The organism is Massilia sp. UMI-21 (assembly GCA_015277795.1).
GTDB lineage: Bacteria > Pseudomonadota > Gammaproteobacteria > Burkholderiales > Burkholderiaceae_D > Telluria.
The window spans coordinates 2,076,696-2,093,930 of record CP063848.1 but is presented as its reverse complement, the minus strand read 5'-3'; the positions used below and the strand labels follow the sequence as shown (position 1 = coordinate 2,093,930).

The window sequence follows — 17,235 nt, the reverse complement described above, 5'->3', positions numbered from 1 at the left end:
TGCCTTGCGGGCCGTGGATGCAAAGGATATTTGCATCCACGCCCCCACAGGCAAATATTCTGTGCCGCCTACTTTTTCGGCGCGTGCTGGAGGATCTCGCGGGCGATGCCGCGCAGGATGTTGACCTCTTCGGTTTCCAGCCCGGTGCGCGCGAACAGGCGCTTCAGGCGCGGCATCAGCTTCCTCGGGTTGTCCGCATCGAGGAAGCCGATCGCCACCAGCGCTTGTTCCAGGTGGGCATACATGCCGTCGATCTGGGCCAGGCTGGCGGCATCGCCCTGGAAGCCGACCGCGCGCGCTTCCACGGCATCCCCCGCTTCGCCCAGGCCGGCGAGCCGGCACTCGTAGGCCAGCACCTGGGCCGCCTGCGACAGGTTCAACGAGGAATAGTCGGGATTCGAGGGGATGTTGATCAGGACGTTGCAGCCTTCGACGATCTCGTTCGGCAGGCCGACCCGCTCGTTGCCGAAGACGAGCGCCGGATGCAGCTCGCCCTGCCCGGCCACGTGGGCGGCGAAGGCGCGCGGGGTCCACACCGGCGGCGAGAACTCGCGCAGGCGGGCCGACACGGCAGCGGCGAAATTGCAGCCCGCCAGGGCTTCCCCGATACTGCCCACGATGCGCGCATTGGCCAGCACGTCGCCCGCGCCGCTGGCGAAGGCCACGGCTTCCGGATCGTTCAGCGGATCGGCGCAGCGCGGGGCGACCAGCACCAGTTCGCTGAAGCCCATGGTCTTCATGGCGCGCGCCACCGAGCCGACATTGCCGGCGCGGCTGGTTTCGACCAGCACAAAACGTAGCCGTTTGAAGAGAGATGTGTTGATTTCGGTCGGGTTCATTTAAAATAGCGCCAACGCGCGGTGCGGGCTGTTGGGATCCGGGGCTGGAAAGTCCCGAATTGTAACGGGTTCGGCACCGCTTTGCTCTTTGTCATCCTCTATTCAGCAGACCGTTCACGGCGCTTCGATGCGTGGTGGGCGTTCGCGTTTTTTCCACGGAAAGCCACATGCACCCAATGCTCAACACGGCCATCAAGGCCGCCCGCCGCGCCGCCACCGTCATCAACCGCGCGTCCTTCGATCTCGATCGCATCACCATTTCTGAAAAAAATCACAACGATTTCGTCACCGACATCGACCAGGCGGCCGAGGCGGCCATCGTGGAAACGCTGCTGAAGGCCTACCCGGACCACGCCATCCTGGCGGAGGAAAGCGGCGCGTCGAAGAACCTGAATGACGAGAGCGAGAACGTGTGGATCATCGACCCGATCGACGGCACCACCAACTTCCTGCACGGCTACCCCAACTACTGCATCTCGATCGCCCTGCAACAGCGCGGCGTGATCACCAACGCCCTGGTCTACGACCCGGTGCGCAACGACCTGTTCACCGCCACCAAGGGCGCCGGCGCCTACCTGAACGACAAGCGCATCCGCGTGCGCAACCACGACCGCATCGGCAAGGCCCTGCTGTCGGCCGGCCACGGCCCGGATCCACGCGCGCTGGCCGAATACCTGCGCATGTACGAAGTCGTCGCCTCGCGCTGCCACGGCGTGCGCAGCGGCGGTTCGGCCGCGCTGGAACTGGCCAACGTGGCCGCCGGCCGCATCGACGGCTTCTTCGAGAAAGGCCTGAAGGTATGGGACATCGCCGCGGGCGCCCTGCTGGTGACCGAAGCGGGCGGCATCGTCGGCGAGTTCAACGGCGAGTCGGAATACCTGCACAAGGGCGACATCATCGCCGCCGGCCCGAAGGTATTCGGCGCCATGATCCCGCTCCTGTCGCCTTTCGCGTAAAATACAGCTTGTGTTTCCGGGGGTGGTCATGGATTCGGTCCTTCACCCCCGTTTCACCGGACGGAAAGTCCCGGTCAGAAACTTTCCATAGAGAAACAACTCCTCTATAATCCCGGCTGCCAGTGCGTGTTTTTGCACGAGCGTTCCATGCGCGGCAGCGTCCGGCGTTCCCGCGGTTTGTACTGCGTCCCGCCTGCAATGACTAATCCGATTTCCCTGGACCGGCGCCGTGTGGCGCAGGCCCCCTTCTTATAAAGAATCTATGTCATTTTCTACTCTCGGTTTGTCCGACGCCATCGTGCGCGCGGTAACTGAACAAGGCTATACCTCGCCCACCCCGATCCAGGCCCAGGCCATCCCGGCGGTCCTGAACGGCGGCGACCTGCTGGCAGGCGCCCAGACCGGTACCGGCAAGACCGCCGGCTTCACCCTGCCGATCCTGCAACGCCTGTCGACCGACCAGGTCGGCAGCACGCTGAAAAGCAAGAGCGCCCCGCGCGCGATCCGCGCCCTGGTGCTGACCCCGACCCGCGAACTCGCGGCCCAGGTCGAGGAAAGCGTGCGCGTGTACGGCAAGTACACCAACCTGAATTCGGCCGTGATCTTCGGCGGCGTCGGCATCAATCCGCAGATCAAGCTGCTCAAGCAGGGCGTCGACGTGCTGGTCGCCACCCCCGGCCGCCTGCTCGACCACGCCGGCCAGCGCACCGTCGACCTGTCCAAGATCGAGATCCTGATCCTGGACGAAGCCGACCGCATGCTCGACATGGGCTTCATCCATGACATCAAGAAAGTGCTGGCCCTGCTGCCGCCGAAGCGCCAGAACCTGCTGTTCTCGGCTACCTTCTCGGACGACATCAAGGCCCTGGCCGACAAGCTGCTGAACAACCCGCAAGCGATCGAAGTGGCGCGCCGCAACTCGACCGTGGAAGTGATCGCGCAAAAGATCCACCCGGTCGACCGCGACAAGAAGCACCCGATGCTGTCGCACCTGATCAAGGAAAACGACTGGCACCAGGTGCTGGTGTTTACCCGCACCAAGCACGGCGCCAACAAGCTGGTCGAACAACTCGGCCGCGACGGCATCGGCGCGATGGCGATCCACGGCAACAAAAGCCAGTCGGCGCGCACCAAGGCGCTGGCCGAGTTCAAGGACGGCAGCCTACAGGTGCTGGTGGCGACCGACATCGCGGCGCGCGGCATCGACATCGACCAGCTGCCGCACGTGGTGAACTACGACCTGCCGAACGTGCCGGAAGACTATGTGCACCGGATCGGCCGTACCGGCCGCGCCGGCGCCACCGGCGAGGCGGTTTCGCTGGTGTGCGTGGACGAGCACCAGATGCTGAAAGACATCGAGAAGCTGATCAAGCAGACCCTGCCGCGTCAAGTGATCCCGGGCTTCGAGCCGGACCTGAATGCCAAGGCACAGCCGATCCAGCTGCGCAGCGGCGCGCCGGGCCATGCCAACCGTGGCGGCGGCCGTCCAGGCGGCAACCGCGGCGGCCAGGGCCAGCCGCGCAGCGCCGGTACCGCCGGCAACGGTGGCGGCAACGGCGGCCGTCCGGCCGGCGCCGGCGGCAACCGTCCGGCGGGCGCCAATGGCGGCAACCGCAACGGCAACAGCGCCGGCCGCGGCCCGCGCTCGGGTTCGGCACCGCGCCAGGGCGGCCGCGACCGCTAACGGACGGGGCAGCCAGCCTGCCCGCTCCCTGAACGGGGCCAGCGTCGAATGCTCGGACATCCGCAAGGTTTCCGCAGCATGCGACGCTGGCCTTTTTTGTCTTTCCAGCAAGCTCATCCGATCCAAGCTGCGCTTCCTCACTCCTGCACCGCAATCGCTCGCGCGCATACTTGCCGAATGTCGACAGTGGGTATATATTTGAGTAATCAACTATCTATTCATGACGGGAGTCTTCCATGACCGACCAGTACCAAGCCGACGGCGCTGCCGCGGCAGCGCTCGACAGCCCGACCAGCGAATTCTGCCTGCGCATGGCGCGTGCCTGGGCAGCCGTGTCGCGGCGCCTGGACAATTCCCTGGGAAGCATGCACGGGATTAGCTTTGCCGACTACCAGCTGCTGCTCAAGCTGCAGCGGGCGCCGGGCGGCCGCTTGCGCCGGGTCGACCTGGCGGAAGCGCTCGGCCTGACCGCCTCCGGCGTGACCCGCTCGCTGCTGCCGCTCGAGAAGATCGGCCTGGTCGGACGCCAGAGCGATCCGCGCGACGCCCGGGTCGGCTACGCCATCATCACCCCCGCCGGCGACGAGCTGGTCACGAACGCCGGCCTGGTCGTGCACAACGTCAGCCGCATGCTGCTGGGGGCGCCGTCGCGCGAGCAGATCGCCGCGACCTCAAGCCTGCTGAGCCAGCTCGCCAGCCAGTAGGTCTTGCGTCTTGCCGGGCCGGGATCGGCTAGGATAGCGGGGTCGCCACCGGAGCACCCATGCCCAAATTCGCCGCCAACCTGAGCCTGATGTTCAACGAAGTCGATTTCCTCGAACGCTTCGCCGCGGCGCGCGCGGCAAGCTTCGACGCGGTCGAGTTCCTGTTCCCGTATGCCTTCGAGCCGGAACAGATCGCAGCCCGCCTGCAGCGCTACCGGCTGGAGCTGGTACTGCACAACCTGCCGGCCGGCGACTGGGCCGCGGGCGAGCGCGGCCTGGCCTGCGATCCGCGCCGCAGCGCGGAATTCCAGGACGGGGTCGGCCTGGCCATCGATTACGCGCGCGAACTCGGCGTACAGCGCCTGCACTGCCTGGCCGGCAAGCTGCCGCCGAAGCTGTCCCACGAGCGCGCCCACGCCGCCTACGTCGCCAACCTGCGCCATGCCGCGGCCGAGTGCGCCGCGCACGGCATCGCGCTGCTCATCGAGCCCATCAACGACCGCGACATGCCCGGCTACTTCCTCACGGGCACGCGCCAGGCAGCCGCCATCATCGCCGAGGTCGGCGCACCGAATCTGTTCCTGCAGTACGACATCTATCACATGCAGCGCATGGAGGGCGAGCTGGCCGCCACCATCCGCCGCTACCGGAGCCTGATCCGCCACGTCCAGCTGGCCGACGTGCCGGGCCGGCACCAGCCCGGCACCGGCGAGATCGATTTCCCCTCCCTGTTCCGCCTGCTGGACGAGCTCGGCTACGACGGCTGGGTCGGCTGCGAATACCTGCCCCGCGGCGATACCCAGGCCTCGCTCGGCTGGCTGGAGGACGAACGCCGCAGGGGCGCCGAGACGCTGGACAGGCTCTGATCATTCGGGCAACATCACGGCTTTACCCTGGCCGAGGAGCCGCGATGATTCAGGGATTGCGCACTGTAATTTACCCCGTCACCAATCTGGCCGAGGCCAAGGCATGGTATGCGCAGGTACTCGGGCGGGCGCCCTATTTCGACGAGGTGTTCTACGTCGGTTTCCAGGTCGGCGGCTTCGAACTGGGGCTGATCCCGGACGGCCAGCCAGGCAGCGCCGGCGCCACGGCCTACTGGGGGACGCAGGACATCGAGGCCGAAGTGGCCCGCCTCATGGCCCTGGGCGCCGAGGTGGAGGCGGCGGTCGCCGACGTCGGCGGCGGCATCCGGGTCGCCACGGTGCGCGATCCCTACGGCAACCTGTTCGGCGTCATCCAGAACCCGCACTTCGACCGCGCGAAGGTCGAGTAAGACCGCCGTGCGAACGGGACAAGAAAGTCTCATTCACTGCGTACAATTTAACTGCGTGCAATTGACCGTCAGCAAAACTCCGCCAGACGGAGTTTGAAACAATGGGTACTTTCGGGCCGCCCCCTCCGGCCAGAAAGGACCCACATGCTGCGACAATTCTCGATCCGCCTGCTGTTCCTGTGCGCCCTGCTGCTGGCCGGTTGCACATCCACCGGCGGCACGGTCAGCCTGCAGGAAGTGCGCGAATTCGCCGACGCCTCGGCGCGCCTGGGCGGCTATGCCGAACTGGCGCGCCGCTACCGCGATACCTACGAGCGCGAGCAGCCCTACCTGTCTCCCGTGGCCGACAAATTGGCGCGCGAGAACGACGCCAAGCGCAAGGCGGCGTACGAGGACTTCGTCGCGATCCAGAAGACGCTGGTGCTCTACATGCAGACCCTAAGCCTGCTTGCCGGCGATGCGCGCTATGACCTGTCCGACCGCATCGACGACCTCGGCAACGGCCTGAAGGCGAACACCGAATCGGGCCTGCAGCAACGCCACATCACCGCCTACACCGGCCTGACCCGGCTGCTGACGCGGGTGATCGCGTCCGGCTACCAGAACCGCAGCGTGGAAACCATGGTGCGCGACGGCGATGCCGATGTGCAGACCCTGCTCGAGGCCATGATCTCGCTCACCCGCCTCTACTACAAGACCAACGAGAATGAGAAGAAGACGATTCTCGGCATCTTCGATGTCGAGATTCCGTTCTCGACACGCAATTCCGATCGCATGCTGGTGACGCTGGCCAAGGTGCACTACCTGAACAAGGCCACCGAATACAAGCTGATCGACCGCCGCTATGAACTGGCCCTGCAAGGCCTGACCAAGGTGGCGCTGGGACACCAGAAGATGCGCGAGAACCTCGGCAAGCTGTCGGATGCGGAGGTCCGGCGCCTGCTGGCCAACTACGGACGCGACCTGCGCAGCATCCGCGACGGGCTGTCCGGCGACTGACAGGAGAGCACATGGCTACCACCCCGACCCCTACCCGCACTGCATCGGCCGGTTCCGCCGCGGACCAGGCCGGCGCCGCCGATGACAGCGCAGCGGCCATCGCTCCGGACGCCGGCGCCGCCAGGGCGCCGGCCGATGGCGGCAGCGCCCTGTCCAGCACCGACAAGATCGTCGAACTGGCCGACCAGCTCTCGGCCTGCGCCGACCAGATCCACGACCGCGTGATGAAGGAGATCCGCAGCTATGGCGGCAAGCCGGTGCCGGAACGGGTCCAGGCCAGTGCCCGCGCGCTGCTCGAGGACGAAGTACTGCTGCGCCAGCGCGCCAACGGCCTGTACACCGACGCCGCCACCTTCATCGTCAAGGGCCTGGGCAGGTCGCAGGCCAACCTGGTGAAGCTCACTGCCGACGCCGCCGAGAAGATCCGCAAGATCGGCGTCATCGGCGAAACCGTGGGCCTGGTCGGTGGCCTGCTGGCCCTGGCCGGGGCTGCCGCCACCGGCCAGCCCGTGGTCATCCTGGCCGCGATCGACAAGGTCGAGAAGCACGGCAAGGCGCTCAATGCGCTCCAGCCGAAGCCGCCCGCCAAGGCAAGCTGAGCCCGGGCGGCCGGCTCAGTACATGTGCTGGCCGCCATTGATCGCCAGGTTGGCGCCGGTAACGAAACCCGCCTGTTCCGACACCAGCCAGGACACCATCGCCGCCACCTCGGCCGGCCGCCCCAGGCGTCCGACCGGAATCTGGGGCAGGATGCGTTCGTGCAGCACCTGGGGCGATACGTCGTGCATCGTGCGCGTGTCAAGGTAGCCCGGCGAGACCGTGTTGACGGTGATCCCGTGGCGCGCCGACTCCAGCGCGAGCGCCTTGGTCAGCCCGTGCAGGCCGGCCTTCGCGGCGGCGAAATTGGCTTGGCCGATGGCGCCGCGCTGGGCGTCGACGGCGCCGATGTTCACGATCCGTCCCCAGCACTGCGCCACCATCGGCGCGATCGCATGGCGCGCCATATTGAAGGCGCCGTCGAGGTTCACCCCCATCACCGCATGCCAGTCGTCCAGCCCCATGCCGCCCATGCGGCGGCTGCGGGCCACCCCGGCATTGTTGACCAGCACGTCGATGCGGCCGGCATGTGCCAGCAGCCGCCGGACGGCGTCGGCCGCGCCATCGAAATCGGCCACATCGGACTCGACGGCAATGAAGTCCATGCCGTCGCGGCGATGGCTGGCCAGCCATTCGTGGTGGTAGTGGTTGGACGGCGAGAAAGTGGCGGCGACGGTGAAGCCGTCGCGATGCAGGCGGCGGCACAGGGCCGTGCCGAGTCCGCCCATGCCCCCGGTAACGAGGGCGACGCGTTTGGTCATGAAGGGTCCCCTGAACATGGTGGTGCACGCCCGCCGGTAGAACCGGCGCGACGTGAACTACCGAGTGTAGGGAGGCGCCCCCTGCAGCTTGTTGACCAAGATCAAGCCCGGGCCCATGCCCGCCGCCTCAGGCAATCAGCTCGGGACGGCTGTCGGGATCGAAATCGGCCCAGTCGCCGTCCACGATATTGCCCTCGGCACGCTCGATATGGTGGGCGCCGAGCTGGCGCAGCACGTCGACCGCGCGGTCGATCATGCCGGCGTCGTCGAAGGCCACCGCCACCAGCATCCCGGCTTCGCGCGGCGGAATGCGGTTCTCGGTACTGCCCTCCTCCGACTCGCCGCGTTCCTTCATCTTGGAAAAACTGAACAGCGAGCCGACATGGCCGCCGACCAGGCCGCCGACGACCGGCCCCAGCGGCCCGGTAAGCGGCGCGGTGGCGGCGCCGATGACCACGCCGACTGCGCCGCCGGTGGCGACACCCTGCACCACCCCCTCCGGCGTCTCCTTGGCGCCGGGGGACTGGATATGGTCGCCGCCGATCGGGGTTTCGTCGTGCTGGCCCGGCTGGCTCAGGTAGAACGTGCTGATCCGGCCCGCGTCGAAGCCGGCGGCGTCCAGCGCGCTGCGCGCGCTGTCGACCTCATCCTGAAGCTGGAAACGCCCTGCAATAATGGTGGACATGACGATTTCTCCTGGATCTGTTTGGCTCAACTATGCCGAGCAAGCCGGCTTTGCTCTGTACGCGGCCGCACGCAGGCTGCCGCAGATTGTCAGCGCCATTGCCCGTACACCACCTGGGTGCCGAAGCTTTCCTCGACGACCGGCTGGGGCTCCGGCATCCAGTGGCGCGGATCTACCCTGAAATACTTCAGGAATTCGCCGTACAGGTCCGGATGGCGCGCCGCCAGCGCCCATGGCTGCTCGAAAAAGCTCTCGGTGGCCACCGCGAAGAACTCGGCCGGACTGCTGGCGCCATAATGATCGAGCACGCCCCGCTGCCCCCACATCGCGTCGCGTCGCAGCGCGGCGTAGTTGCGCGACAGGACCTCGGACCAGCTGCGGTAGCGCTCGGTACTGCCCAGGTAGGGCGCGCCGTTGGTGCTGCCCGACTCGCTGTCGAGCTGGTGGGCGAACTCGTGCAGGACCACGTTATGCCGGTCCGGCGCATCGCTGTCGTGGGCCGCGCTGTCGGCCCGGCGCACATGGTCCCAGGACAGGATCACGCGGCCGTCGCCCCAGGACTCGCCCAGCAGGTCCTGGCGCTGCTCGGTGATGACGCCGGCGGCGTCGACTTCGCGGCGCGGCACCATGAAGGCGCCCGGATAGACCAGCACCGCATGCAGCGACGGATACAGGCTCGCGGGGCCATCCTCGCCGACATCGCCGGTGCGCCCCAGCACCAGCATGCAGGCCTGACCGGCAATGGTCATCCGCATCTCGTCGGTGAGTTCGAGACCGGCGCAGCCGACGAAGGCTTTCTCGTGCAGGAACTGCTGCACCAGGCCTTGCAGGCGGCGCTGTTGTTCGGCATCCATGCCGGCATACTGGGCCAGGTTGCGCTCGAGGATCGCGACCAGGCCGGCGTCCAGCGGGCGCGCCAGGGCCCGGCGCAGGCGCCACTTCGGCAGCAGCCACGCCACCAGCAGCCCGGCCGCGGCCAGGCCGGCAAGGATTCCTTCCATCTCAGCCTTCCTGCGGGGACGTGGCCCAGGCCAGCACCTCGTCGGCGCCGCCGATCAGCCTGCCGCCAACGAATACCTGCGGCCAGGTGAGGCGGCCGGTGAGTCCGCGCAGCACACTGGTCGTGATGGTCTGGTCTTCCGCAATATCGGTGAACACGATGTCATTCTCGCGCAGTGTGGCCTTGGCGCGCGCACAATGCGGGCAGCCGGGCCGCGAGAACATGACGACCGGCTCGGGAATCTTTGCATCCGGGTTGATGTAGCTCAGCATCGTATCGGCGTCGGAAACCTCGAACGGGTCGCCTTCGCGCTGCGGCTCGATGAAGATTTTGTCGATCACGCCGTCTTTGACCAGCATCGAGTAGCGCCACGAGCGCTTGCCGAAGCCGAGCTCGCGCTTGTCCACCAGCATTCCCATGCCTTCGGTGAAGTCGCCGTTGCCGTCCGGGATCACGGTGATGTTGGCGGCGTCCTGCCCGGCCTTCCACTGGTTCATCACGAAGGCGTCGTTCACGGAGACGCACAGGATGTCGTCGACGCCGTTCTGGCGCAACACCGGCGCCAGCTCGTTATAGCGCGGCAGATGGGTCGACGAACAGGTGGGCGTGAAGGCCCCGGGCAGCGAGAACACGACCACGGTCCTGCCCTTGAACAGTTCGTCGGTGCTGATGTCGCGCCACTGGTCGTCGGGGCGGGTCTTGAACGTGGCGCGGGGGACCGGCCTGCCCTGCAGGGACTCCGCAGTCGGTAATGCTAAGCTGTTTGACATCGGTCTTCCTTTCCATGATGCGGCAGTCTCGGCCGCGTTGGGAGGGAGGTAAGGCTTGTTGACCGGATTTCAACGCTTCCGCCATAAATAATTGTTCGCCCGAAAAGCATGGACGCAAGGCAGCACCGAAAAAAACAAAGCCGCGCACGGGGCGCGGCTGAAGCGACGACAGCGATCGTCTGGACCGGTACCTGCCGCGGGTCTCTACCGCGGCGAACCGGGGGCGCTTATCAGGCGCGTTCCTTGGCCGGTTGGGTCGGAGCCGGGCCGAACAGTGCTGCGACCAGCGGATCGCGGGACACCGGGCTGCGGTTCACGCGGATCGCGTAGTGGGTGTCGTCCGCCAGGATGTGGAAATGGCGACCGCTGCCGGCCATGTTCTGCTCGCGCAGGCCCGGGCGCTCCTTGCGCGGGGCGGCGCCTTCGCGCTTCGGCTGGCAGATCGCCGCCAGGAAGGCCTTGACGCGCTCCTGGTCCGGGCAGATCTGGTACACGGCCTTGCCCAGGTAGGTGGCGGTGCCCTCGATGTAGCGGGCCAGTTCGATGACGCCGGCTTCGCGCAGGTCGCGGATGTACTTGCGCGCACCCGACGGCGAGAACTTCAGGAACCAGGCGATTTCATCGGCCAGCATTTCGTGGGTCGACAGTTCGTTGATCAGCTTCTGCATGTTTTCGATCCGGCGCTGCGTGGCCGAGGTCGAACGGACTCGTTCGATCGGCGCCAGCGAAATCGGCGCACGCTCGGTTGGTTGCGGGGGGACGCGTTCGATCAGCGCAGAGTTGCTGGAAGTGTGCACTGCGCCGATGTCGCCTTGCACCGCGTTGTGATGGGTCGTTGCATGCATATTGGTGAGCTCCGTTATAGAGTGAGACTGTGTGGTCCGGGTCGCTGTGTGTCGTTTGACACCCTGACAACACTTCGGTTCCGCTTAACTGGCCTCAAGATTGCCTGCGTCGGCATCGATGGTCTGTGCGCCATCCAACATTCAAGAACATTCCTGAAAGCATTCTTGATAAGTCTGCTTGCCAGGAACTTTTTTCCCATGCTCATTTCTTCAAATAAAAACGCACCAAAACAGTGCGGAGGTGAGGTGACGTGGTTTTTTTACCACTGTTGTAAAATCGCACAACAGGCCCGGGATGGGTGCGGTACCGCACCGAGGTTGCGGAACTTGGACTGTTATTCTTTATCCAACATGTGTGTCACGGCATGCGATGTCATCCACCTTCACCTTATGGGAGTTACCTGTGAATAATACGAAGAAGATCGCCCTGGCCGCCGCCATGCTATGCGCGGCCGGCACCACCATGGCCCAAGAAACGATCAATCCGTCGTGGTACATTCAGCCGAGTGTCATCCACGCCAAGGCGGACGGCCGTTTTGGTGTGGACGACCGCGACTGGGGCGGCGGCCTGAAGTTCGGCAAGGCCGTGTCGCCCATGTGGGACATCCAGTTCGGCGGCAGCCAGGTGCGCTTCGAGGACGGCCCTGCCCGTTACCGCCAGACCCTGCTGGGCGCCGACGCCCTGCTGATGTTCTCGCGCGAACGCTTCCGTCCGTTCGTGCTGCTCGGCCTGGGCTTCGAACGCGACAAGGTGCAGAACCCGCTGCGCAACGTCGCCAAGAATTCTCCGTATCTCACCGCAGGCCTGGGTTTCCAGGCATCGCTCACCGACCAGTGGTCGCTGCAGGCCGACCTACGCGCAGTGCGCGGCTTCCTGCGCGACCACGAAGAATTCGGTTTCCGCCGCAGCAACAACAAATACCTGACCATCGGCCTGAACTACGCCTTCAACCCGCCGCCGGCGCCGCCGGCACCGGCACCGGAACCTGCCCCGGTCATGGAAGCCCCGGCCCCGGCGCCCGCCCCGGCCCCGGTCGCCCCGCCGCCCGCGCGCTTCGAGAAGATCACCCTCGAAGCCACCAAGCTGTTCGAGTTCGACAAGTCGGACCTCATCATGCCGTCGCCGAAACTGGACGAGATCGCCGCAGCCCTGCAGGCCGACCCGAGCATCACCGACGTCGACATCACCGGCTACACCGACCGCCTGGGCTCCGAGAAATACAACCTGAAGCTGTCGGAACGCCGCGCCAACTCCGTGCGTGACTACCTGGTCAGCAAGGGCGTCGACGGCAACCGCCTGAAGGCCTATGGCAAGGGCGAAGCCAACCCGCTGGTCCAGTGCGACCAGAAGAATCGCCAGGCCCTGATCGACTGCCTGGAGCCAAACCGCCGCGTCGAGGTCGAGCAGATCACCATCGAAAAGCGCGTTCAGTAAAAGCCGGCCTTGCATGCCCGCTTCCCTGCCGCGACGTGCGGCGCGAAGGCCGGGCATGAATGCCGCCGTGTGACACGAGGGGGCTGCGGCCCCCTTTTCAATTTAAGGATGAGACATGGCTGTTAAAAATTGGCTTCCATATTCACGCCAGCTGGTGCATGTGATGCGCTGCGCGGTGACCGAGTGGCTCGACCATCGGGCTTCCAGCAAAGGCGCCGCGCTCGCCTTCTATACCCTGTTCTCGCTGGCGCCGGTGCTGGTGCTGGTGATCGCCGTCGCCGGCTTCTTCTATGGCGCCGAGGCGGCCCAGGGCCAGCTGATGAACCAGCTGCGCGGCCTGGTGGGGCCGCAGGGCGCCGAGACGATCCAGACCATCCTGGCCGGCGCCCAGAACAAGGACACCGGCTTCATCGCCACCATCGTCGCCACCGTGCTGCTGCTGATCGGCGCCACCACCGTGTTCTCCGAGCTGAAAGACAGCCTGGACGAGATCTGGGACGTACCGAAGCCGAAGGACGCCGGCTTCTGGAACCTGGTGCGCACCCGCCTGCTCTCCTTCGGCCTGATCCTGGTGCTGGGTTTCCTGCTGATGGTGTCGCTGGTGGTCAGCGCCGCGCTGGCGGTGGTCGAGAGCTACATCGGCGGCATGTGGAAGGAAGCCGCGGTGGTCATGGGCTGGGTTGCCTGGGCCTTCAGCTTCCTGGTGATCGCAACCCTGTTCGGGGTGATCTACAAGCTGCTGCCGCGCATCCATCTGTCCTGGCGCGACGTGACCATCGGCGCGCTCGGCACGGCCCTGCTGTTCACGCTCGGAAAGTTCGGCATCGGCCTGTATATCGGCAATAGCGGCACGACCGACAGCTTCGGCGCGGCAGGTTCGCTGATCGCCCTGCTGCTGTGGGTGTATTACTCGGCGCAGATCTTCTTTCTGGGGGCCGAGTTCGCCCGCCAGTACGCGCTCAAGATGGGGAGCCTGAAGCACAAGCCGGCGCACGAGACCGGGGACAAGAAGAAGGCGGCAGCGATGGAACCGGACGCCACCTGGAAGAACGGGCGCACCGGCTGAGGCGAAGGGCGTTCAGGCACGCACGGCGTCGGGGTCCACCTGGCCGACCGATGCGCTGCCTGGACGCCCCGGGGCATGTCGCCCCCAGGGGGCTTACTCGCCCAGCAGCTCCGCCAGCACTTCCATCCCCTCGACGCGCTCCGCCACCACTTTCAGCACCACCACGACCGGCACGCCCAGCAGCAAGCCCCACATTCCCCACAGCCAGCCCCAGAACAAGAGGCTCACGAACACGGCCGCGGGATTCATCTTGGCGATCCTGCCGGTCATCCAGGTGGTCACGACCATGCCGACCAGCGTGGCGATCCCGAGCGAGGCGCCGGCGACCAGGATCACCATGCGCAGCGACTCGAACTGGAAAAAGGCCACCGCCCCGGTCGCGAAGGTGATCAGGAGCGGCCCGAAGTACGGCACCACGTGGGCCACGCCGGCGAAGGCGGCCCAGGCGCCGGCGTTTTCCAGTCCGATGGCGCGCAGCGCCGCCCAGGTCAGCAAGGCCAGCAGGACATTGGTGACCAGCAGCATGAACATGTAGTTCTGGATCGCATTATTCATGTCGTCCAGGATGTGGACCGTTACTTTCTTTCGCGTCAGCGATGGCCCGGTCAGCTTGACCAGCTTGCGTTTGAAGGTGTCCCCCGCGAGCAGCAGGAAGAACACCAGGAACACCACCATCGTCGCCTGCGACAGGAACGTGGCCAGGCCCACCGACCCGACCAGCACCCAATCCATCACGCGGATGCTCGATCCGCCTTCGGCTTGCGCCGCGGGCACGGACTGGGTCCGCTTCTGGATGGCGTGGCGCTCTTCGCCGCCGGTCGCGTTGGAGGCGGCGCGCTCGATCTCGGCCGCTGCCGCCTGCACTTGCTGGATGGTGGAGCGCTGGCCGCTGCTGTTGGTCAGGATTCGGGTGACCTTGTGCGTCAGGGCCGGGAGCTCGTCGATGATGTTGAAGAATTCGTCCTGCAAGCGGTACAGGGTGCCGCCCAGGGCGCCCATGATCAGGACCGTCACGAGGGTGGCGCCGATGACACGCTTGACGTGCCAGCGTTCGAGCCAGCGCACGACCGGATTGAGGGTATAGGCGATGAAGATGCCGAGCAGGAGCGGCACCAGGAATTTTTGCGCCCATTGGAGCGCGAAGATGCAGGCAATGGTGGCGATGATGCCGAGCGACAGCCCGCGCGCATTGACGTGAATCGGCAGCCGCAGGCCGCCCACGTGCATCGTGAGCTCGTCGCCTGCAGGGCCGGGCTCGGCGCCGCCTTCGGGATTGCCTCGGGCTGGCGCCGCCGGAGCGGCATTGTCGGGCGCGTTCGCAGCAGGTTCTACAAAAAGTTCACCGGATTCGCTTGGTGCTGGCTGCATGGATCGTGCCTTGACAATGGAGCCGGGCCGCCCCGGCATGGGGGATTACTTGACGCGGATGTCGTTCTTCACCGAGGTTACACCTTTTACGCCACGCGCAATTTCGACGGCGCGCTGCGCGTCACGCGGCTCGGCCACGAAACCGGACAGCTGGACGTCACCCTTGTAGGTTTCGACGTTGACTTCGGTGGCCTTGACGGTCGGATCCGCGGCGAAAGCAGCCTTCACCTTGGTGGTGATGACGGCGTCATCGACGTATTCGCCGGCGGTCTTCGAGGTCGGGTTCGACGATGCGCAGCCCACGGCGGTGATGGCGACGGCGGCAGCGAAGGTGGCGGTGACGAGGCGTTGTGCGATTTTCATGATAGCTCCTTGTTGATAAGTCAGACTACGAAAGCAAGCCCAATGCGGGCAAGTGGGCGGTACCGGCACGCCGGCCCGCAAATCATTTTCCGAACGCAGTCTTGGCAGCGTTCACACACTGGTCCTTGACTGCGCCGGCATAGGCGTCGCATTTTTCCATGGCGACGCGGTATTCGGCGGCGAGCTTGTCTTCGCGCGCATCCTGGCGCGCCTCGATGCTCTTGCGGTCGGCCTTGGCATCGGCCTGCACAGCGACCAGGGTCGCCTTGGCCTGCTCCATGCAGACGTCGCGTTCGTTGCCGGTGACGGCGGCACAGCGCACCTTGTCGCGGTCGTAGTTGGCCGAGGCGATGCGCATCCGGGCCCGGGTATATGCCGACAAGGTGTTCTTATAGGCGGCCTCGGCCTCCTCCTCGGTGCGGACACGCGCCGCACGGGCTTCGGCCACGCACAGCTCATGCGGATTCCCGGCGATCTGGTCGCAACGCGCACGGGCCGCCTTGAAGTTCGCTTCGGCCGTGTCCTTGGCCTGTTCATAGACCGCCCTGGCGTCGGGCGCAGCCTCGGCACGCGCAGAGCCGGCCCAGGCGAGCGCGGCGCCGATGAGCAGGAAAGCATGGGATGTTTTCATTTTTTATTCTCCATTTGTCAACACGCCAGTAACGTTTTACACGTCAGTAGCCCGGGTTTCTGTTCGGTGCCGAACACAGCATCGCTCGTACAACAACTCATCTGTATGCGGCACGATCCGGCGGCCGACCGGCAGGCGAAGTCGGCGCCCCTTCTTGTCAATACCGTAAGGAAGGACGGTTAGGCAACGCACAGACCCCCAACGCGACGGTGACTAAGCTGGAATCACACTTTTGTCAGGAGAACAACATGAAAGCAACCCGTACCCTTGCTGCTGCCGTGCTCGCGACCACCGCCCTTCTCACCGGCTGCGCCAGTACCTCGACCAGCCCGTATGCGTCCAACAATGGCTACAACAGCGGCTACAACAACGTGTCGATGGGTTACGGCACGATCGAGTCGATCCAGGTAAGCCAGGGCAGCAACCGTACCAGCGGCGCCGGCGCCATCCTCGGCGGCGTGGTCGGCGCGCTGGCCGGTAACCAGGTCGGCAGCGGCAGCGGCCGTACCGCGGCGACGGTTGCAGGCGGCGTGGCAGGCGCGGCGATCGGCAACAATGTCGAGCGCAACCGCCAGGCGGGCGGCCAGGAGCAGTACCAGATCAACGTGCGCATGGATAACGGCGAATACCGCAGCGTGACCCAGGACAGCGTCTACGACCTGCGCGTCGGTAACCGCGTCCGCATCGTCGACGGCCGCGTCTACCGTTACTGATCGGCGCGATCGGCGCGCCGGGCAGGCACCGCAAGAACGGGCTTGCTCGCGCCGCCCCACCCGGTCCGGCCCGAGCGGACCGGGGATCTGCGCATTGCCCACGATCGCTGGAGGACCCATGCGACATCTTTCCCCCATCATGCGCGGCCTGTGCGCCTGCCTGCTGGGCGCCAGCCTGCATGCACAGGCCCAGTCCCCGACTCCACCCCGAACCAATGGCGACGCCGTCGTCGCGCCGCTCGCCGCCGCCAAGCAGGCGCGCGAGATCTCCCAGGGCGACCCGGCACGCTGGTACCGTGAGGACGGCAGCCCACAGGCCCGGCTACGCACCCTACAGAAGGAAATCGGGGCAGCCTTGCAGGAAGCGGAGAACGCCTGCAAGAAGGCAGCGGCTGCCGAGCGCACTGCCTGCCTGCGGGAAGCCCGTGCAATTTACCAGCGCGATCTTACGCATGCCCAAGCGCAGACCGAGACGCAGGCCACAGCGAACCCACCGACTCCTGCGCGCTGAGCCGCCCAGGGCCACCTTTTCAAACCTCGGCT

20 protein-coding genes are annotated in these 17,235 nt (G+C 66.0%); 11 read left to right on the top strand and 9 right to left on the bottom strand.

Translation table 11 applies throughout. The features are described 5' to 3' along the window. Window positions 1–68: 68 nt before the first annotated feature. A complete protein-coding gene (locus IM543_09325; protein ID QOY96007.1) occupies window positions 69–839 on the bottom strand; it encodes an RNA methyltransferase in 771 nt (256 codons plus the stop codon). A 176-nt stretch (window positions 840–1,015) separates the two neighbouring features. Here IM543_09325 and IM543_09320 point away from each other — a divergent pair, with 176 nt between their 5' ends. The 7 genes from IM543_09320 to IM543_09290 all read left to right on the top strand — a co-directional run bounded on the left by IM543_09320 (window position 1,016) and on the right by IM543_09290 (window position 7,057). Continuing rightward, window positions 1,016–1,795 carry an inositol monophosphatase gene (locus IM543_09320; protein ID QOY96595.1) on the top strand — a complete coding sequence of 260 codons (780 nt, stop codon included), beginning with the start codon at window positions 1,016–1,018 and terminating at the stop codon, window positions 1,793–1,795. Window positions 1,796–2,057: 262 nt separating this feature from the next. Further along, entirely contained in the window at window positions 2,058–3,479 is a 1,422-nt protein-coding gene (locus tag IM543_09315) for a DEAD/DEAH box helicase (GenBank protein QOY96006.1), read from the top strand. A 236-nt stretch (window positions 3,480–3,715) separates the two neighbouring features. After that, on the top strand, window positions 3,716–4,183 hold the full coding sequence (locus IM543_09310; protein QOY96005.1) for a winged helix-turn-helix transcriptional regulator: 468 nt from the start codon (window positions 3,716–3,718) through the stop codon (window positions 4,181–4,183). Window positions 4,184–4,242: 59 nt separating this feature from the next. Next, on the top strand, window positions 4,243–5,049 hold the full coding sequence (hyi, locus tag IM543_09305) for a hydroxypyruvate isomerase (GenBank protein ID QOY96004.1): 807 nt from the start codon (window positions 4,243–4,245) through the stop codon (window positions 5,047–5,049). A gap of 44 nt (window positions 5,050–5,093) precedes the next feature. Then, window positions 5,094–5,459, top strand: coding sequence for a VOC family protein (locus tag IM543_09300; protein ID QOY96003.1), 366 nt, complete (start codon window positions 5,094–5,096; stop codon window positions 5,457–5,459). Between the two features lie 144 nt (window positions 5,460–5,603). After that, the gene (locus IM543_09295) at window positions 5,604–6,458 is read left to right on the top strand and encodes a hypothetical protein (protein ID QOY96002.1); all 855 of its coding nucleotides are present in this window, start codon (window positions 5,604–5,606) and stop codon (window positions 6,456–6,458) included. 149 nt (window positions 6,459–6,607) lie between these two features. Beyond that, on the top strand, window positions 6,608–7,057 hold the full coding sequence (locus IM543_09290) for a hypothetical protein (protein ID QOY96594.1): 450 nt from the start codon (window positions 6,608–6,610) through the stop codon (window positions 7,055–7,057). A gap of 15 nt (window positions 7,058–7,072) precedes the next feature. On the opposite strand, the gene IM543_09285 is transcribed toward IM543_09290, so the two are convergent. From IM543_09285 to IM543_09265, 5 genes are all read right to left on the bottom strand, one after another. Further along, window positions 7,073–7,816 (bottom strand): SDR family oxidoreductase, encoded by a 744-nt coding sequence (locus IM543_09285; protein ID QOY96001.1) that lies wholly within the window; start codon window positions 7,814–7,816, stop codon window positions 7,073–7,075. A gap of 127 nt (window positions 7,817–7,943) precedes the next feature. Next, window positions 7,944–8,501, bottom strand: a complete 558-nt coding sequence (locus IM543_09280) for a hypothetical protein (protein QOY96000.1) — start codon at window positions 8,499–8,501, stop codon at window positions 7,944–7,946. 89 nt (window positions 8,502–8,590) lie between these two features. Then, window positions 8,591–9,502 carry a zinc-dependent peptidase gene (locus IM543_09275; GenBank protein ID QOY95999.1) on the bottom strand — a complete coding sequence of 304 codons (912 nt, stop codon included), beginning with the start codon at window positions 9,500–9,502 and terminating at the stop codon, window positions 8,591–8,593. 1 nt (window position 9,503) lies between these two features. Continuing rightward, window positions 9,504–10,271 (bottom strand): glutathione peroxidase, encoded by a 768-nt coding sequence (locus IM543_09270; protein QOY95998.1) that lies wholly within the window; start codon window positions 10,269–10,271, stop codon window positions 9,504–9,506. Between the two features lie 230 nt (window positions 10,272–10,501). After that, complete coding sequence (locus IM543_09265) at window positions 10,502–11,116, bottom strand: winged helix-turn-helix transcriptional regulator (protein QOY95997.1); 615 nt, start codon at window positions 11,114–11,116, stop codon at window positions 10,502–10,504. A gap of 403 nt (window positions 11,117–11,519) precedes the next feature. Here IM543_09265 and IM543_09260 point away from each other — a divergent pair, with 403 nt between their 5' ends. Continuing rightward, on the top strand, window positions 11,520–12,551 hold the full coding sequence (locus IM543_09260; GenBank protein ID QOY95996.1) for an OmpA family protein: 1,032 nt from the start codon (window positions 11,520–11,522) through the stop codon (window positions 12,549–12,551). A 115-nt stretch (window positions 12,552–12,666) separates the two neighbouring features. Further along, window positions 12,667–13,617 (top strand): YihY/virulence factor BrkB family protein, encoded by a 951-nt coding sequence (locus IM543_09255; GenBank protein ID QOY95995.1) that lies wholly within the window; start codon window positions 12,667–12,669, stop codon window positions 13,615–13,617. 93 nt (window positions 13,618–13,710) lie between these two features. Here IM543_09255 and IM543_09250 read toward each other — a convergent pair whose 3' ends face one another. The 3 genes from IM543_09250 to IM543_09240 all read right to left on the bottom strand — a co-directional run bounded on the left by IM543_09250 (window position 13,711) and on the right by IM543_09240 (window position 15,979). Next, window positions 13,711–14,985: an AI-2E family transporter gene (locus tag IM543_09250; protein QOY95994.1), complete on the bottom strand. Its 1,275-nt coding sequence runs from the start codon at window positions 14,983–14,985 to the stop codon at window positions 13,711–13,713. A 45-nt stretch (window positions 14,986–15,030) separates the two neighbouring features. Continuing rightward, window positions 15,031–15,348: a BON domain-containing protein gene (locus IM543_09245; protein ID QOY95993.1), complete on the bottom strand. Its 318-nt coding sequence runs from the start codon at window positions 15,346–15,348 to the stop codon at window positions 15,031–15,033. 82 nt (window positions 15,349–15,430) lie between these two features. Beyond that, a complete protein-coding gene (locus IM543_09240) occupies window positions 15,431–15,979 on the bottom strand; it encodes a hypothetical protein (protein ID QOY95992.1) in 549 nt (182 codons plus the stop codon). Window positions 15,980–16,227: 248 nt separating this feature from the next. Here IM543_09240 and IM543_09235 point away from each other — a divergent pair, with 248 nt between their 5' ends. Next, window positions 16,228–16,692, top strand: coding sequence for a glycine zipper 2TM domain-containing protein (locus IM543_09235; protein QOY95991.1), 465 nt, complete (start codon window positions 16,228–16,230; stop codon window positions 16,690–16,692). 118 nt (window positions 16,693–16,810) lie between these two features. Next, entirely contained in the window at window positions 16,811–17,203 is a 393-nt protein-coding gene (locus IM543_09230; protein QOY95990.1) for a hypothetical protein, read from the top strand. Window positions 17,204–17,235 lie beyond the last annotated feature (32 nt).

Excerpts from the sequence above, each read along its gene's own strand:
- IM543_09325 (QOY96007.1), bottom strand. The coding sequence starts at position 839 with ATGAACCCGACCGAAATCAACACATCTCTCTTCAAACGGCTACGTTTT.
- IM543_09320 (QOY96595.1), top strand. The coding sequence starts at position 1,016 with ATGCTCAACACGGCCATCAAGGCCGCCCGCCGCGCCGCCACCGTCATC.
- IM543_09315 (QOY96006.1), top strand. The coding sequence starts at position 2,058 with ATGTCATTTTCTACTCTCGGTTTGTCCGACGCCATCGTGCGCGCGGTA.
- IM543_09310 (QOY96005.1), top strand. The coding sequence starts at position 3,716 with ATGACCGACCAGTACCAAGCCGACGGCGCTGCCGCGGCAGCGCTCGAC.
- hyi (QOY96004.1), top strand. The coding sequence starts at position 4,243 with ATGCCCAAATTCGCCGCCAACCTGAGCCTGATGTTCAACGAAGTCGAT.
- IM543_09300 (QOY96003.1), top strand. The coding sequence starts at position 5,094 with ATGATTCAGGGATTGCGCACTGTAATTTACCCCGTCACCAATCTGGCC.
- IM543_09295 (QOY96002.1), top strand. The coding sequence starts at position 5,604 with ATGCTGCGACAATTCTCGATCCGCCTGCTGTTCCTGTGCGCCCTGCTG.
- IM543_09285 (QOY96001.1), bottom strand. The coding sequence starts at position 7,816 with ATGACCAAACGCGTCGCCCTCGTTACCGGGGGCATGGGCGGACTCGGC.
- IM543_09280 (QOY96000.1), bottom strand. The coding sequence starts at position 8,501 with ATGTCCACCATTATTGCAGGGCGTTTCCAGCTTCAGGATGAGGTCGAC.
- IM543_09275 (QOY95999.1), bottom strand. The coding sequence starts at position 9,502 with ATGGAAGGAATCCTTGCCGGCCTGGCCGCGGCCGGGCTGCTGGTGGCG.
- IM543_09270 (QOY95998.1), bottom strand. The coding sequence starts at position 10,271 with ATGTCAAACAGCTTAGCATTACCGACTGCGGAGTCCCTGCAGGGCAGG.
- IM543_09265 (QOY95997.1), bottom strand. The coding sequence starts at position 11,116 with ATGCATGCAACGACCCATCACAACGCGGTGCAAGGCGACATCGGCGCA.
- IM543_09255 (QOY95995.1), top strand. The coding sequence starts at position 12,667 with ATGGCTGTTAAAAATTGGCTTCCATATTCACGCCAGCTGGTGCATGTG.
- IM543_09250 (QOY95994.1), bottom strand. The coding sequence starts at position 14,985 with ATGCAGCCAGCACCAAGCGAATCCGGTGAACTTTTTGTAGAACCTGCT.
- IM543_09245 (QOY95993.1), bottom strand. The coding sequence starts at position 15,348 with ATGAAAATCGCACAACGCCTCGTCACCGCCACCTTCGCTGCCGCCGTC.
- IM543_09240 (QOY95992.1), bottom strand. The coding sequence starts at position 15,979 with ATGAAAACATCCCATGCTTTCCTGCTCATCGGCGCCGCGCTCGCCTGG.
- IM543_09235 (QOY95991.1), top strand. The coding sequence starts at position 16,228 with ATGAAAGCAACCCGTACCCTTGCTGCTGCCGTGCTCGCGACCACCGCC.
- IM543_09230 (QOY95990.1), top strand. The coding sequence starts at position 16,811 with ATGCGACATCTTTCCCCCATCATGCGCGGCCTGTGCGCCTGCCTGCTG.